Origin of the sequence: Streptomyces sp. (genome assembly GCF_031181555.1) — a bacterium.
In the GTDB taxonomy this organism is placed as follows: Bacteria; Actinomycetota; Actinomycetes; order Streptomycetales; family Streptomycetaceae; genus Streptomyces; species Streptomyces fimbriatus.
Map to the genome: position 1 here is coordinate 1 of NZ_JAPSKQ010000160.1, position 14,562 is coordinate 14,562.

The 14,562-nt window shown below is 73.2% G+C and carries 12 protein-coding genes; 8 read left to right on the forward strand and 4 right to left on the reverse strand.

Annotated elements, in window-relative coordinates; translation table 11 throughout:
• Nucleotides 1-11: 11 nt before the first annotated feature.
• A complete protein-coding gene (locus tag RIM90_RS25515; protein ID WP_375165547.1) occupies nucleotides 12-116 on the forward strand; it encodes a DUF397 domain-containing protein in 105 nt (34 codons plus the stop codon).
• A gap of 28 nt (nucleotides 117-144) precedes the next feature.
• On the opposite strand, the gene pepN is transcribed toward RIM90_RS25515, so the two are convergent.
• A complete protein-coding gene (pepN, locus tag RIM90_RS25520) occupies nucleotides 145-2,712 on the reverse strand; it encodes an aminopeptidase N (protein WP_309063100.1) in 2,568 nt (855 codons plus the stop codon).
• Between the two features lie 170 nt (nucleotides 2,713-2,882).
• On the opposite strand from pepN, the gene RIM90_RS25525 reads away from it, so the two are divergent.
• Nucleotides 2,883-3,359, forward strand: a complete 477-nt coding sequence (locus tag RIM90_RS25525) for a DUF1203 domain-containing protein (protein WP_309063101.1) — start codon at nucleotides 2,883-2,885, stop codon at nucleotides 3,357-3,359.
• 99 nt (nucleotides 3,360-3,458) lie between these two features.
• Here the strand turns inward: RIM90_RS25525 and RIM90_RS25530 are convergent, their stop codons facing one another.
• The gene (locus RIM90_RS25530; protein WP_309063102.1) at nucleotides 3,459-4,478 is read right to left on the reverse strand and encodes an aspartate-semialdehyde dehydrogenase; all 1,020 of its coding nucleotides are present in this window, start codon (nucleotides 4,476-4,478) and stop codon (nucleotides 3,459-3,461) included.
• Nucleotides 4,479-4,811: 333 nt separating this feature from the next.
• Here RIM90_RS25530 and RIM90_RS25535 point away from each other — a divergent pair, with 333 nt between their 5' ends.
• Together RIM90_RS25535 and RIM90_RS25540 are read left to right on the forward strand one after the other, a co-directional pair.
• On the forward strand, nucleotides 4,812-5,348 hold the full coding sequence (locus RIM90_RS25535) for a sigma-70 family RNA polymerase sigma factor (RefSeq protein WP_309063103.1): 537 nt from the start codon (nucleotides 4,812-4,814) through the stop codon (nucleotides 5,346-5,348).
• 1 nt (nucleotide 5,349) lies between these two features.
• A complete protein-coding gene (locus tag RIM90_RS25540; RefSeq protein ID WP_309063104.1) occupies nucleotides 5,350-6,339 on the forward strand; it encodes a hypothetical protein in 990 nt (329 codons plus the stop codon).
• A gap of 97 nt (nucleotides 6,340-6,436) precedes the next feature.
• Here RIM90_RS25540 and RIM90_RS25545 read toward each other — a convergent pair whose 3' ends face one another.
• Nucleotides 6,437-9,748 carry a S8 family serine peptidase gene (locus tag RIM90_RS25545; RefSeq protein WP_309063105.1) on the reverse strand — a complete coding sequence of 1,104 codons (3,312 nt, stop codon included), beginning with the start codon at nucleotides 9,746-9,748 and terminating at the stop codon, nucleotides 6,437-6,439.
• Between the two features lie 243 nt (nucleotides 9,749-9,991).
• Nucleotides 9,992-10,540, reverse strand: a complete 549-nt coding sequence (locus RIM90_RS25550) for a CGNR zinc finger domain-containing protein (protein WP_309063106.1) — start codon at nucleotides 10,538-10,540, stop codon at nucleotides 9,992-9,994.
• A gap of 127 nt (nucleotides 10,541-10,667) precedes the next feature.
• Between RIM90_RS25550 and RIM90_RS25555 the strand changes: the two genes are divergently transcribed.
• The 4 genes from RIM90_RS25555 to RIM90_RS25570 all read left to right on the forward strand — a co-directional run bounded on the left by RIM90_RS25555 (nucleotide 10,668) and on the right by RIM90_RS25570 (nucleotide 14,526).
• Nucleotides 10,668-11,111: a VOC family protein gene (locus RIM90_RS25555; RefSeq protein WP_309063107.1), complete on the forward strand. Its 444-nt coding sequence runs from the start codon at nucleotides 10,668-10,670 to the stop codon at nucleotides 11,109-11,111.
• Nucleotides 11,112-11,155: 44 nt separating this feature from the next.
• Nucleotides 11,156-12,043, forward strand: coding sequence for a pyridoxamine 5'-phosphate oxidase family protein (locus tag RIM90_RS25560; RefSeq protein ID WP_309063108.1), 888 nt, complete (start codon nucleotides 11,156-11,158; stop codon nucleotides 12,041-12,043).
• A gap of 9 nt (nucleotides 12,044-12,052) precedes the next feature.
• Entirely contained in the window at nucleotides 12,053-12,511 is a 459-nt protein-coding gene (locus RIM90_RS25565; protein ID WP_309063109.1) for an NUDIX hydrolase, read from the forward strand.
• Between the two features lie 254 nt (nucleotides 12,512-12,765).
• A complete protein-coding gene (locus RIM90_RS25570; protein WP_309063110.1) occupies nucleotides 12,766-14,526 on the forward strand; it encodes a TIGR03767 family metallophosphoesterase in 1,761 nt (586 codons plus the stop codon).
• Nucleotides 14,527-14,562: the final 36 nt, after the last annotated feature.

Here is a 14,562-nt window from a genome sequence, read left to right on the forward strand (position 1 = left end):
CCCGCATAGCCATCCGCGACTCGAAGAACCCCTCCTACGCCACCCTCTCCGTCCCCGCCCCCGCGTTCACCGCCTTCATCGACGCCCTGAAGGAACGCCAGGGGCGCCCGGCGTAGCACCGGGCGCCCCTGACACGCGTACCGGTTACGCTCCCGCGTCCGCCGCCTGGGCGCGCAGGGCGCGTTCCACGCCCGCGCGGGACTCGGAGACCAGGCGGCGCAGGGCCGCGTTCGGCTCGGCGGAGGCCAGCCAGGCGTCGGTCTTGTCGAGGGTCTCGCCGGAGACCTGGACCGCCGGGTAGAGACCGACCGCGATCTGCTGGGCGATCTCGTGCGAGCGGGACTCCCAGATGCCCTTGACCACCTCGAAGTACCGGTCCGTGTACGGGGCCAGCAGCTCGCGCTGGTCGGTCTGGACGAAGCCGGCGATGACCGCCTCCTGGACGGCGTTCGGCAGCTTGTCGGACTCCACGACCGACGCCCACGCCTCCGCCTTGGCCTCGGGGGTCGGGCGGGCGGCGCGGGCGGTGGCGGCGTGGCGCTCGCCGGCCGCGGTCCTGTCCCGCTCGTACTCGGCCGCGATCTCCGGCTCGTCGAACCGGCCCACCGCCGCCAGCCGCTCCACGAACGCCCAGCGCAGCTCCGTGTCCACGGCCAGGCCCTCGATGGTCTGCGTGCCGGCCAGCAGGCCCTCCAGCAGGTCCAGCTGCTCCGGCGTGCGGGCCGTCGCCGCGAACGCCCGCGCCCAGGCCAGCTGGTGGTCGCCGGCCGGCTCGGCGGACCGCAGGTGGGCCAGCGTGGCGTCGGTCCAGCGGGTCAGCAGGGCCTCGCGGGCGGCCGGGTCGGCGTACAGGTCGATGGCCAGCTTCACCTGGCGGTGCAGCGACTGCACGACACCGATGTCGGACTCCTTGCCGATGCCCGACAGGACGAGGGAGAGGTAGTCGCGGGTGGCGAGTTCCGCGTCCCGGGTCATGTCCCAGGCCGAGGCCCAGCACAGCGCGCGGGGCAGGGACTCCGTGAAGTCGCCCAGGTGCTCGGTGACGACGGCGAGGGACCGCTCGTCCAGGCGGACCTTCGCGTACGACAGGTCGTCGTCGTTGAGGAGCACCACCGCGGGACGGCGCTTGCCGACGAGCTGCGGTACGGCCGTCAGCTCGCCGTCGACGTCCAGTTCGACGCGCTCGCCGCGCACCAGCTTGCCGGCCGCGTCGAGGTCGTAGCAGCCGATCGCGATCCGGTGCGGGCGCAGCGTCGGCTCGCCCTTGGCGCCGGCGGGCAGCGCGGGGGCCTCCTGGCGGACGGCGAAGGCGGTGATGACGCCGTCGGCGTCCGTCTCGATCTCCGGGCGCAGGACGTTGATGCCGGCCGTCTCCAGCCACTTCCTCGACCACGTCCTCAGATCGCGGCCGGAGGTCTCCTCCAGGGCGCCCAGCAGGTCGGACAGGCGCGTGTTGCCGTAGGCGTGGCGCTTGAAGTACGCCTGCACGCCCTGGAAGAACGCGTCCTCGCCGACGTAGGCGACGAGCTGCTTGAGGACGGACGCGCCCTTGGCGTACGTGATGCCGTCGAAGTTGACGAGCACGTCGTCCAGGTCGCGGATGTCGGCCATGATCGGGTGCGTGGACGGCAGCTGGTCCTGGCGGTAGGCCCAGGTCTTCATCGAGTTCGCGAAGGTGGTCCACGAGTGCGGCCAGCGCGAGCCGGGCGCCGCGGCCTGGCAGGCGATGGAGGTGTACGTGGCGAACGACTCGTTCAGCCACAGGTCGTTCCACCACTCCATGGTGACCAGGTCGCCGAACCACATGTGGGCCAGCTCGTGCAGGATGGTCTCCGCGCGCACCTCGTACGCCGCGTCCGTCACCTTCGAGCGGAAGACGTACTGGTCGCGGATGGTCACCGCGCCCGCGTTCTCCATCGCGCCCGCGTTGAACTCCGGCACGAACAGCTGGTCGTACTTCTCGAAGGGGTACGCGTAGTCGAACTTCTCCTGGAACCAGTCGAAGCCCTGCCGGGTGACCTCGAAGATCGCGTCCGAGTCGAGGTACTCGGCCAGCGAGGGGCGGCAGTAGATGCCGAGCGGGACGGACCGGCCGTCCTTCTCGTACACGCTGTGGACGCTGTGGTACGGGCCGACGATCAGCGCCGTGATGTACGTCGAGATGCGCGGCGTCGGCTCGAACGCCCAGACGTTCCCCCGGGGTTCGGGCGTCGGCGAGTTGGAGATGACGGTCCAGCCCTCCGGCGCCCTGACGGTGAACTGGAACGTCGCCTTCAGGTCCGGCTGCTCGAAGCTCGCGAAGACGCGACGGGCGTCCGGCACCTCGAACTGGGTGTACAGGTACGCCTGGTCGTCGACCGGGTCGACGAAACGGTGCAGACCTTCACCCGTATTGGTGTACGCGCAGTCGGCGCTCACCCGGAGGACGTTGCGGCCCTTCAGCAGGCCGGGCAGGGCGATGCGGGAGTCCGCGAAGACCTCGGCGGGGTCGAGGGAGTCCCCGTTGAGGGTCACCTCGTGCACGGTGGGGGCCACCAGGTCGATGAACGACTCCGCGCCGTCCTCGGCGACGTCGAAGCGCACCGTGGTCACGGACCGGTAGGTGCCGCCCTCCTGCGCGCCGGAGAGATCGAGATCGATCTCGTACGAGTCAACGGTCAGCAGCTTCGCCCGCTGCTGCGCCTCTTCGCGAGTCAGGTTTGTGCCAGGCACGCGGTCATCTCCTCGATATGTGTGGGTTGCGTCATCCTTCCACGGGACATCGGGATCGGGCGACGACGACGGCGAGCCATGGGGATACCCCTGTATCGACTGGGCCGGAGGAGGGACGCGGTGTCCGGGATCCGCCAGCGGTCCGGGCCGGCGGGAGCGACTGTGGAGGCATGACGATCCACACCGCACGCCCCGTCCCCCCGTCCGTCCTGAAGGAGCTGCTGGCCGCCGACGACGCGGGCCGCCCGGCCGTCCCCCGCACCGACGACGAGGGCGGTGCCCCGCTCCGCTGCTGTCTGCGCCGCAGTGAGCCCGGCGAGCGGATCGCCCTGGTCTCGTACGCCCCCCTGCGTCGCTGGGCGGCGGAGACCGGCGCCGATCCGGGCGCGTACGACGAGCAGGGGCCGGTCTTCGTCCACGCCGAGGAGTGCGCGGGCCCGGAGGACGGCGGCCTGCCCTTCACCAACGCCCACCGCGTCGTCCGCCGCTACTCCGCCGACGGCCGGATCCTGGGCGGCCGGCTGGTCGGGGCGCCGGAGGACTTCGGCGCCGCCTTCGCGGAGGCGTTCGCCGATCCCGAGGTGGCGCTGGTGCACGTACGGGCCGTGGAGTACGGGTGCTTCCTGTACGAGGTGCGCCGGGCCTGACCGCAAGCACCGGACCTGACCGCGGTGCGTCCGCACGAACGCCGGGGCGGCCACCCGCACGCGGGTGGCCGCCCCGGGGACGGACGGGCGTCGCTCAGGTCACTTCGCGGTGAGCTCCTGCGCCACCAGCTCCGCGATCTGCACGGCGTTCAGCGCCGCGCCCTTGCGGAGGTTGTCGTTGGAGATGAACAGCGCGAGGCCGTTGTCCACGGTCTCGTCGCGGCGGATGCGGCCGACGTAGGACGGGTCCTTGCCGGCGGCCTGCAGCGGGGTGGGGATGTCGGTGAGGACGACACCGGGGGCGTCCGCCAGCAGCTCGGTCGCGCGCTCGGGGCTGATCGGGCGGGCGAAGCGGGCGTTGACCTGGAGGGAGTGGCCGGAGAAGACCGGGACGCGCACACAGGTGCCGGAGACCTTGAGCCCGGGGATCTCCAGGATCTTGCGGGACTCGTTGCGCAGCTTCTGCTCCTCGTCGGTCTCGTGCAGACCGTCGTCGACGAGGTTGCCGGCGAAGGGCAGCACGTTGAAGGCGATGGGGCGCTTGTAGACGCCGGGCTCGGGGAAGTCGACCGCCTCGCCGTCGTGGGTCAGCCGGTCGGCCTCGTCGACCACCTTCCGGGTCTGGTCGTGCAGCTCCGCGACGCCCGCGAGGCCGGAGCCGGACACCGCCTGGTACGTGGCGACGACCAGGGACTCCAGGCCCGCCTCCGCGTGCAGCGGACGCAGCACCGGCATCGCGGCCATCGTGGTGCAGTTCGGGTTGGCGATGATGCCCTTGGGGCGGTTCGCGATCGCGTGCGGGTTGACCTCGGAGACGACGAGGGGGACCTCGGGGTCCTTGCGCCAGGCGGAGGAGTTGTCGATCACGACCGCGCCCTGCGCGGCGACCTTCTCGGCCAGCGCCTTCGAGGTCGCGCCGCCCGCGGAGAACAGCACGATGTCCAGCCCGGTGTAGTCGGCGGTGGACGCGTCCTCCACCGTCACGCCGTCCAGCTCCGTCCCCGCCGAGCGGGCCGAGGCGAACAGGCGCAGCTCGGTGACCGGGAAGTTCCGCTCCTTGAGGATCCTGCGCATGACCGTGCCCACCTGACCGGTGGCTCCGACGATTCCGACCCTCACGGCGACTCCCTACTGCGTCCTGGTGCGTATCCGATTGCCTGGCCGAGGCTCTTCCATCATGCGGCCGACCACGGCCCGCCTGTCCAATTCTTTGCGGCCACTGCCCGCGAAGTGGGACGGCCCGGCAGCGGCCACCGGTTGCGGACCTTCGGCCACCACCCCTCTGAGCTGCAGAAATTCAGTCACCGGGGGGTGTGGACCGCAAGGTCCCCTGCCCGGTCCGCCCCCGGTCACACAAAGATGTGACATACGCCTCGGTGGGTTCCGGAAGAGCCGGGCGAACGTTCCGGGCGGCAGCGGCGTCGTAGGGGAAACAGCGTGAGGGGGTGGCCGGTGCTGCGCGGAAGGACCCGGCGCGGCCGGGGGTCGTACGTCGCCGCCGACGACGATCCGCTGGACGCGGCGCAGGAGCGCCGGGTGCGGGCGGTGCTCGCACTGGGCGGCGTACCGCAGGCGGACCTGCCGGACGGGGTGCAGCAGGTCCGCCTGCGGCTGCTGGAACGCGCCGCGAGCGGCCGGGAGGCGCCGCGGGACGTCTCGGCGTGGGCGGCGGTGGTCGCCTCCAACCTCGCCATGGACTGGCACCGGGCCAAGCGCCGCCAGGAGCGGCTGGGCGAGCGCCTCGCCTCGCTGCGCCCGGCGGAGTCCCCTTCCGGCGAGGAGAACAGCCTGCTCTCCCTCGCCGTCGCCCGCGGCCTGGACGAGCTGCCCGACGCCCAGCGCCAGGTCGTCGTGCTGCGCTTCTACGCCGACCTGCCGGTGCGCTCCATCGCCGAACAGCTCGGCGTCCCGGAGGGCACGGTCAAGAGCAGGCTGCACACGGCGGTACGCGCCCTGCGCGCCCGCCTGCACGAGGACGAGGTGGTGTGACGTGACCGCCCACGACGACGACCGGGACCCCGGAAACGCCGAGAACACCGGGAGCGCCGGCGACGTGGAGGACGCCGCCGACGCCGCGTACGACGGCGTGGACCCCCTGATGGCCGCGATCCTGGACGAGCCGCTGCCCGCGCGGGCCCGGCAGGACCCGGCGTTCCGGGCCGCGCACGGTGCCGCCGCCGCCGACCTGGCGGTCCTGCGGGAGCAGCTGGCGCTGATCGGGGACGCGCTCGCCGCCCCGGCCGAGACCGCCCCCACCGGTACGGAGGCCGGCCCCGAGGACGGTGCCCCGGCGGGGCGAGGTGAGGCCGCCCGGTCCGGGAAACGGCCGGAGTCCGGCGACGGGGCGCGGCGGCCGGGCGCGGGGGGACGCCTCCCGGAGGGCGCGGACCCCGGGGACGGGACACGGGACCGGCCGGCCGCCCACCCGCCGCTGAGACCCCGCTCCGTCCGCCCCGGCGGTCCACGCGGCCCGCACCGGGCCCGCCGCCCCCTGAAGGCGGTCCTCGGCACGCTCGCCGCGGCGGCCGCCGCCACCCTGGTCGTGGGCGTGGGCGGCTGGCTCGTGGCGCAGGGCGGGGAAGCGTCCGACGCGGCGGCCGGCAAGGCGGAGACGGCGTCGGACGCCGCGGCCGACCGGCAGACGGGCGGTGTCGCCTTCGGCAGCCCCCGCCACCTCGCCTGCGCCCGCCTCGTCGCCGAGGGCACCGTCTCCGTGGTGGAGCCCGTGCCGGGCGCCGGCCGGGAGCGGATCACGCTGGAGGCGACCCGCGTCTACAAGGGGGAGGACGGGAAGCGGGTCACCTTCGTGCTGGACGTGGCCGGGCAGCCCCGGCTGCGCGAAGGCGACCGGGTGCTGGTCGGCCTGCCCCGCGAGGGCGACCACCCGGACGGGGTGATCGTCGGGGAGGAGGACATCGCCCCCGAGCGGCCCCGGATCACCGCCTCGCTCCCCGAGTCGCGCACCCTGACCTGCGGCTGAGCGACGGCAGGCGGCAAAAGGGCGGGCGGGCGCCCGTACGGACGGCGAAGGGGCGGGCGCCCGTACGGACGCCCGCCCCCATCCGGTGTTCAGCCGCTTACGGGACGACCTTCTCGATCGCCACGCTGCCGACGCCCGCGACCGTGCCGCGCGCGTTGACCAGCTGGACCTGTCCGAAGAACGCACGGCCCTCGGGAGCCGCCGCGGCGGCGGTGACCTGGCCGGAGACGGTGGCCGAGTCGCCCGTGCCGAGCTTCACCGGCGCGGAGCCGTCGACGGTGATCGTGCCGAGCGAGGCGGAGAAGAACACGTCCCGGTAGTCGTAGTCCGTGGAACCGGCCGGGACGGAGTAGCCCACGACCTCCACCGTGTACGTGCCGGCCGCCGGCTTGGCGACGGAGACCGACTCCTCCGAGTCGCCGTCGGCGGACTGGCCGACGACGGCGCCGTTCTTGTCCCTGACCGTCAGGTCCAGGTCGGCGGAGGCGTCGGAGACGTTGCCGATGACCACGTCGAGCGACTGGGCGCCCTCGGGCACCTCGACCGTGGTGGTGTGCGTCTCGCCCGTCCGGATGGCCGGCCGGTCGGTCTTGGCCGAGCCGAGCGGACCGCCGACCAGCTTGCCCTCCAGGGCGGCGAGCTCGTTCGTCACCTTCCAGGAGGCGGTGGCCGGGGTGCCGACCTTCGCCTCGGGCACGGTCACGGTCTCCGGGTCGAAGGCCGCGCCGAGGACGGCGACGTCGAGCTTGTACGGGTTGTCGAGCAGCGGCGACGTACGGCGCGACTCGACCTCGATCTCCCAGACGCCCGGCTGCGGGTTCGCGTACGACCGCAGGTCGGGGCGGCAGGTGTTGGCCGGGTTGGAGTAGTTCGGGTAGCAGTTGACCGTCGACGTCGGGTCGGCCGGGACGCCGTACGGGTGGATGGCGATGAACCGGGTCTGGCTCTTGTCCCTCAGCCCGCTCAGCGCGATCTCCAGCGTCTTCGCGCCCTCGGGCACGGTGACGAAGTAGGAGGTGTGGCTGTTGCGCTGCACCGACCCCGAGGCGGAGAAGGTGTGCTTCAGCGGGGCGGAGACGACCACGGTGTTCAGGACCTGCTTGTCGACGCCCTCGGTGCGCGGGTCGTCGACCTCCAGGATCGCGCTCTTGATGCCGGCCGAGCCGGGCGCCGCCTGGACCTTGACGGTCACCGGCTTGTTCAGCGGCAGCGAGACGTCGTCGTCGCCGAGGATGCGGAAGGTGCGGCCGGCGTTGTTCTCGAGGCCGAGCTCGTGCCGGAGCGCGCGGTCGGGGCCGGACGTACGGGTGATGGTGATGTCGTACGTCTTCTTCTGGCCGGCCTTCAGGCCGCCCTCGCGGTCGTAGAGGCCGGTGCCGAAGCCGGGGGTCTTCAGGAACTGGTCGATCGCGGTGTCGACCGGCGCCTTCACCGTGTACGTGTGCGCGGTGGCGCCGTCGCGGATCTCGTCCCAGGCGTCCTCGATGTCGATGAGGCCGGCGCCCTCCTCGTAGGCCTGCACGCCCTTGATGTGCTCGGCGGTGGAGGTGAGGGCCGTGCGCAGCTTCGCGGGCGGGAGGTCGATGCCCTTCTGCTTCGCGGCCGACAGCAGCAGCGCGGCGGCACCGGCGGCCTGCGGGGAGGCCATCGAGGTGCCCTGGAGCATGCCGTAACCGGCCGGGAGGGCGTAGCCCGCCTCGGCGACCGGGGCGCCGGGCGACCAGGTCTGGATGGTGTTGATCGCGGCGCCGGGCGCGACCAGCGTCGGCGTGAAGCCGCCGTCCTCACGCGGACCGCGCGAGGAGAACGGCATCATGGCGTAGTCCTTCTCCACCACGGAGCCGTAGTTGGCGGCCCAGGTCTCCTTGGAGACGGACGCGCCGACCGAGATGACCTTGTCGGCCAGCGACGGGTCGCCGATGGTGTTGGCGCCGGGGCCGGAGTTGCCCGCGGAGATCACCAGCTGGACGCCGTAGGTGTCGATCAGACGGGTGTAGAGCTCGGCGCGGGCGTTGTTGCCGTCGTTGAGCGCCGGCAGGCCGCCGATGGACATGTTGACGATGTCGACGCCGCGGTGGGCGACGAGGTCGATCATGCCCTCGGTGAGCGCGACGTTGGTGCAGCCGCCGGACCAGGTGCAGGCGCGGGACGAGACGAGCTTCGCGCCGGGGGCGGCGCCGTCCATCCGGCCGCCGAACAGGCCGTTGGCGGCGGTGATGCCGGCGACGTGCGAGCCGTGCGAGCCCTCGATGACGCCGATGTTGACGAAGTCGGCCTTCTTGCCGGCCCAGTCGCCGCCGTAGGGGTCCATCGGGACGTCCTTGCGGATCTCCACGACGAACGGCTGGCGCTCGGCGACGTCGGTGGCCGGGTCGTCGGTGCCGAAGTACCCGATCTGGAAGCCGTCCTTGTACGGCTTCATCGGGGTGTCGTCACCGAAGTCGAAGTTGTTGTTCAGGTCGACGCGGACCGTGCCGGCCGCGGCGTCGTAGAGCACGCCCCAGGAGTCGGTGGTGTCGCCGTCGCGGTTGGCGTCGCCGTTCGCGTCGCCGCCGGTGGTGTACGACTCCAGGAAGGTGCTCACCTGGTACGAGCCCGCCGGGGCCTGCCAGGTCCTGCCGCCGTAGGTGAAGGTCGGGCCGGAGACGGAGGAGACCATCGGGCGCCAGGTCCGGTCGTTGTCCACGATCGGGTCGGTCGCCGTCACCCAGTCGACGATCTTGCGCTCGCCGGTGGTGGTCTTCTGCAGCGCGGGGTGGCCGAGGTCCACGCCCGAGTCGAGGATGCCGATGGTGACGCCGCGGCCGTCCGCCTTCGGGTGGTCCTCGACGAACTCGACGGCACCGGTCTCGAAGGACGGGTTGTACGGGTTCTTCGCGGGGGTCCGCTTCCCGGGGGCCGGGTAGGTGGTGGTGCCCTTGCCGCCCGCCCGCTTCGCGGTGTCCGCGCTCGGCGTCGGGTCGTCCAGCGGGATCTCCTCGCGCAGGTCGATGCCGTGCACGGAGGAGAGCTTGGCGGCGGCGGCGATGGCCGAGTCCGCCTTGGCGGTGGGGACGGTGGCGCGGACGTAGCCGAGCTTGTCGTGCGTCCGGCCGACCGAACCGCCCTTGACCGCGTCCAGCTGCTCGGCGACCTGCTCGGTCTTCCCGGGCGCGGTGGCGATCATCATCGTGACGTGCTTGGCGCCCTCGGCCTTGGCCTCGGCGAGCAGGTCGGCGTCGCCCGAACCGAGCTTGTCGTGCGCGGACTTGACGTCACCGTCGACGGGCGCGGCGGGCGGCGCGTCGGCGGCGAGGGCCAGGGGTATCGGACCGGCCGCGGAGAGCGCGGCGACGAGACCGGCGGCCACGGCGATCCGGGCCACGCGTCTCGTGCCCGATATCGGGTCGCGCTGGGGGGAGTGGGTCATCGGCATCCCTTGCACGTAAAGGAACGATCGTGGAGCGACCGGAGCCGATCGACCCTGGTCGCGACGGTCCGGAATGCGATCCCGGACGATCGCTGAGCTTTACGCAAGGAAGGGAGGAGTGGGGAGGGTTGACCGAATCGAAATGGATGTATGGGGAAAACCCCCGGTGCTCTTTTGGGGAGATGACCCCCCGAAGGCGACAAGTCGCCCGGACCGGCGCCGGGGTGGCGTGCGGTCCGCCCGTCAGGCGTCCTTCGTGCGCGCGTAGTGGCGGGACGCCTTCGCGCGGTTGCCGCAGACCGCCATGGAGCACCAGCGGCGGGTGCCGTTCCGCGAGGTGTCGAAGAAGTGCAGGACGCACGCCTCGTGGGCGCAGCGGCGGATCCGGTCGGGCGCGAGGGTGAGCAGCCGGAGGTAGTCGCGGGCGGCGAGCCAGGCGGGACCCCAGGAGGGGTCGTCGAACTCGGGCCGCTCGCCCGGCCCGTCCGCCGTGAGCGTGGCCCGGATCCGCCCGTGCGCGAGCACGGCGTCGACGGCCCGGGCGCCCTCGCCCGGCGCTCCGTCCACGGCCTCCTGCAGCGCGTCCCGCGCCCGCAGGGTGTGCCGCAGGGTCGCCGCGTCGGCGGCGAAGCGCCCGTCCAGCCCGTTGGCGGCGAGCCACACCGCGAGCCCGTCGGTGCCGGTGAGCAGGTCCCGCGCGGCGCCGTCCTCCACCCACCGGGTGTTGAGCAGGTCGAGCGCGAGCGGCTCACCCGTGAGCGGGCGCGGGTCGCGACGGTCCCGGTCGGACATGGAGGGCTCCCTTCCGTGCTAACCGGTCAAGGGTACGTGACCGGTTGACGTCTCCTCTTCTAACCCTTAACGTCTCTTTCAACGGTTAGCCCCGCCCCTTCCCGCGGGGCCCGACGAAGGGATTCCCATGCCTCTGCGCCTCGGCCACACCGGCCTGAACGTCACCGACCTCGACCGGTCGCTGGCCTTCTACCGCGACGTCCTGGGCTTCGCCCTGATCGGTGAGGGCAAGGAGGAGGGCAGGCGGTACGCCTTCCTCGGCGACGGCGAACGCCTGGTCCTCGCGCTCTGGCAGCAGGCGACGGAGCCGTACGACGGCGAACGCGCCGGGCTGCACCACCTCGCCTTCGAGGCGGACTCGATCGAGCGGGTCAGGGAGTACGAGGCGTCCCTGCGCGCCCACGGCACCGACTTCGCCTACGAGGGCGTCGTCTCCCACGGCGAGGGCGCGGCCTCCGGCGGCATCTTCTTCCACGACCCGGACGGGACCCGCCTGGAGATCTCGGTGCCGACCGGCGCGGAGGACGCCCCCGCACCCAGCGGCTCCGCTCCGACCTGCGGGTTCTTCTAGCCATGGTGACGACAAAGACAGCAAGGGCGACGGAGGCGGCAACCGTGGCCGTGTACCACGCGGGCTCCCGCGCCGTGCAGGACCGCGTGGGCGTCCGGGAAGCCGCCGACCACGTCGGCCGGTCCGTCGGACAGGGCATCAAGCCGGTGGCGGCGGCCTTCCTGGAGCTCCAGCCGCTGCTGGTGGCCGGCGCCGCCGCCCCCGGGACGGGCAGGGTGTGGGCCTCCCCGCTCACCGGCGCCCCCGGCTTCGTCCGCGCCACCGGCCCGCGACGGATGTCCGTCACCGGCGGTCCGCCCCCGGCGGACCCGCTCACCACGGCCCTCGCCACCGCGGGCACCCGGGTCGGCACCCTCGCCCTGGACCCGCGCACCCGCCGCCGGATGCGCCTCAACGGCCTGCTTTGCCCCACACCCCGCGGCTTCGCGGTCGAGGCGGAGCAGGTGTTCGCCAACTGCCCCAAGTACCTGCAGAAACGGGAGGCGTACGAGACGGTCGCCGGCCGGGAGCCGGGCGAGGCTCGCCGCACCCGCCGGCTCACGGACACCCAGCGGGCGTTCGTGGAGGCGGCCGACACCTTCTTCGTCGCCACCGTCCACGAGACCGGCGCCGACGCCAGCCACCGGGGCGGCAACCCCGGATTCGTCCGCGTCCCCTCACCGACCGAGCTGACCTGGCGCGACTACCCGGGCAACGCGATGTTCCGCACCCTCGGCAACCTCGTCGCGGACCCCCGGGCGGGGCTGCTCTTCCTGGACTGGACGACCGGGACGTCGCTCCAGCTGACCGGCGAGGCCCGCACCGAGTTCACCCCCGACGGGGAGCGCCGGGTCCGCTTCACCGTCGCGGAGGCCCTGGAGACCCCGCACGCCGTGCCGTTGCGCTGGTCCGCCCCCGCGTACTCACCTGCCAATCCGACGCCACCGGGGTAACGTCCCCGGGTGCGACGGAAGTTGAGGGTGGCGGCCTACGCCGTGGTGGTGCGCGACGGACAGCTCCTGCTCGCCCGGTCACCGGGCCCCGGAGGCATCCCCGAGTGGGTGCTGCCGGGCGGGGGCATGGAGCACGGCGAGGATCCCTACGACACCGTGCGGCGGGAGGTCGAGGAGGAGACCGGGTACCGCATCGGGGTCACCGGACTGCTCGGCGTGAACTCCACCCGGCGCACCTTCCCGGCCCGCCTCGGACGCGCCGTCGACCATCACGGCGTACGGCTGGTCTACGAGGGCCGGATCACCGGCGGCGAGCTGCGCAACGAGGTCGGCGGCTCCACCGACCTGGCCGCCTGGCATCCCCTGGCCGCCGTCCCGGAACTGGTCCGGGTCCGCATGGTCGACATCGGGCTGCGCCTGTGGCGGGAGCGGCCCGCGGCGGGACGGGTGGAGCCCGCGGAGGGGTGAGCCCGCGGGCCGGCCCCCGCGGGCCGCCCTGCCCCGGGAGATGAACGCAGAGCGACCGCTTCCGGGCCGGCGCGGGAGCGGCCGGCGACACGCGGGGTGGTCCGAGATCCACGTACGGCGATCGGCGTTGCGCGTTGCCGTCTCGTTCACGCGCAGGCCATCCCCGGTGCCAAGCATCCAGTACGAGCGGAGTGCCCGTCCGACGGGCGCGCCGCGACCACTGCCGACGCGTTCGCACCCGGGGAGACACGCGCATGTCGCGCCTACGCTCAGTCGCCGGCTCCACTGGACTCCACCGCCGTTCCCTCCTCGCCGCCACCGGAGCGGTGGCCCTCTCCGCCGGCGCCGGCTACGCCCTGCGGCCCGGGGACGGCCGGGCCGCCGCCGCGGGCCCCGCCACCGGGGACGCGGAGACCGTGCTCGCCTCCTCACGGCGGGCACCGGCCGCCCCGCTCGCCCCCTACACCCGCGGCACCACCCTCGCCGGTACGGCGGCCCCGCGCGGGGCGGCGGGCTACCGCCGCCTCGGTGACGGGCCGGGCTGGGGCCGGGTGGTGCGCGGCGAGCTCGCCGAACCCCGCTCCGGCCGGGCCGGCCGCCGCACCGCGCTCACCGCGTTCGTGCAGCTCACCGACCTGCACCTGATCGACGTCCAGCACCCGCTGCGGCTGGAGTACCTGCGCGCGGCCGACGTGCACGCCTGGCGGCCCCAGGAGGCGCTCACCGTGCAGGGCGCGGTCGCCCTCGTGGAGCGGGTCAACGCGCTGCGCGGCGCCCCCGCCACCGGCTCGCCGCTGCACTTCGCGATGACCACCGGCGACAACACCGACAACAACACCCGCTCCGAGCTGGAGTGGTTCCTGACGGTGATGAGCGGGGGCCGCATCACCCCCAACACGGGCGACCCGCGCCACTACGAGGGCGTCCAGAACAGCGGTCTGAAGCAGTACTGGCAGCCGGACGCCGCCGTCCGCGACGCCGACAAACGGCTCGGCTTCCCGCACCTGGACGGCTTCCTCGCGGCGGCCGTCCGCGAGGTGAACAGCCCCGGCCTCAACCTCCCCTGGTACTCCACCGTCGGCAACCACGACACGATGCCGCTCGGCTGCTACGCCTCCCACGCCGACCCCCGCCTCACCGACCTGGCGGTGGGCGGACGGAAGCTGATGGACGTGCCGGCGGCCGAGGCACAGAGACTCCGGCGGACCATCAAGAAGGCCACCGACCCCCGCGGCGTGCGGTACGGCGAGTTCCTCCGGGCCCACTCCCGCGCCATGCGCCCGGTCACCCCCGACGAGAAGCGGGCCCCGTTCACCCCCGCCGACTACCTCAAGGCCCACCTGGACCCCGCCCACCGGGGCCTCGGCCCGGTCGGCCACGGCTACACCGCCGCCAACCTCGACGCCGGCACCCAGTACTACGCCTTCCGCATCGCCGACGACGTCGTCGGGATCAGCCTCGACACCACCGACCCCGGCGGCCACTACACGGGCTCCCTCGGCACGGCCCAACTGCGCTGGCTGGAGCGCACCCTGCGGGCCCACGAGGACTCCTACGCGATCGTCTTCAGCCATCACACCAGTACGACGATGACCAACACCCACCCCGACCCGGCCCGCCCCGGCGAACGGCGCCACAACGGCGAGGAGGTCGCCGCCCTCCTCGGCCGCCACCGCAACGTGGTGGCCTGGGTCAACGGCCACATCCACCGCAACGCCGTCACCCCGCACACCGGGTCCGGCGGCTCCTTCTGGGAGATCTCCACCGCCTCCCACGTCGACTTCCCGCAACTCGCCCGGGTCATCGAGCTGGTGGACAACAAGGACGGCACGCTCTCCCTCTTCACCACCCTCGTCGAGTCCGCCGCCCCGTCCCGCACCGACTTCACCGACCTCTCCCAGACCGGCCTCGCCGCCCTCTACCGCGAGCTCTCCTGCAACGCCCCGGGCGCCCGCACGGACCTGGCCGGCGCCCCGGAGGACCGCAACACCGAGCTGCTGCTGAAGAAGGGCTGAAACCGGGCCAACCACCGCGGCCGGCGGCAACCCCGC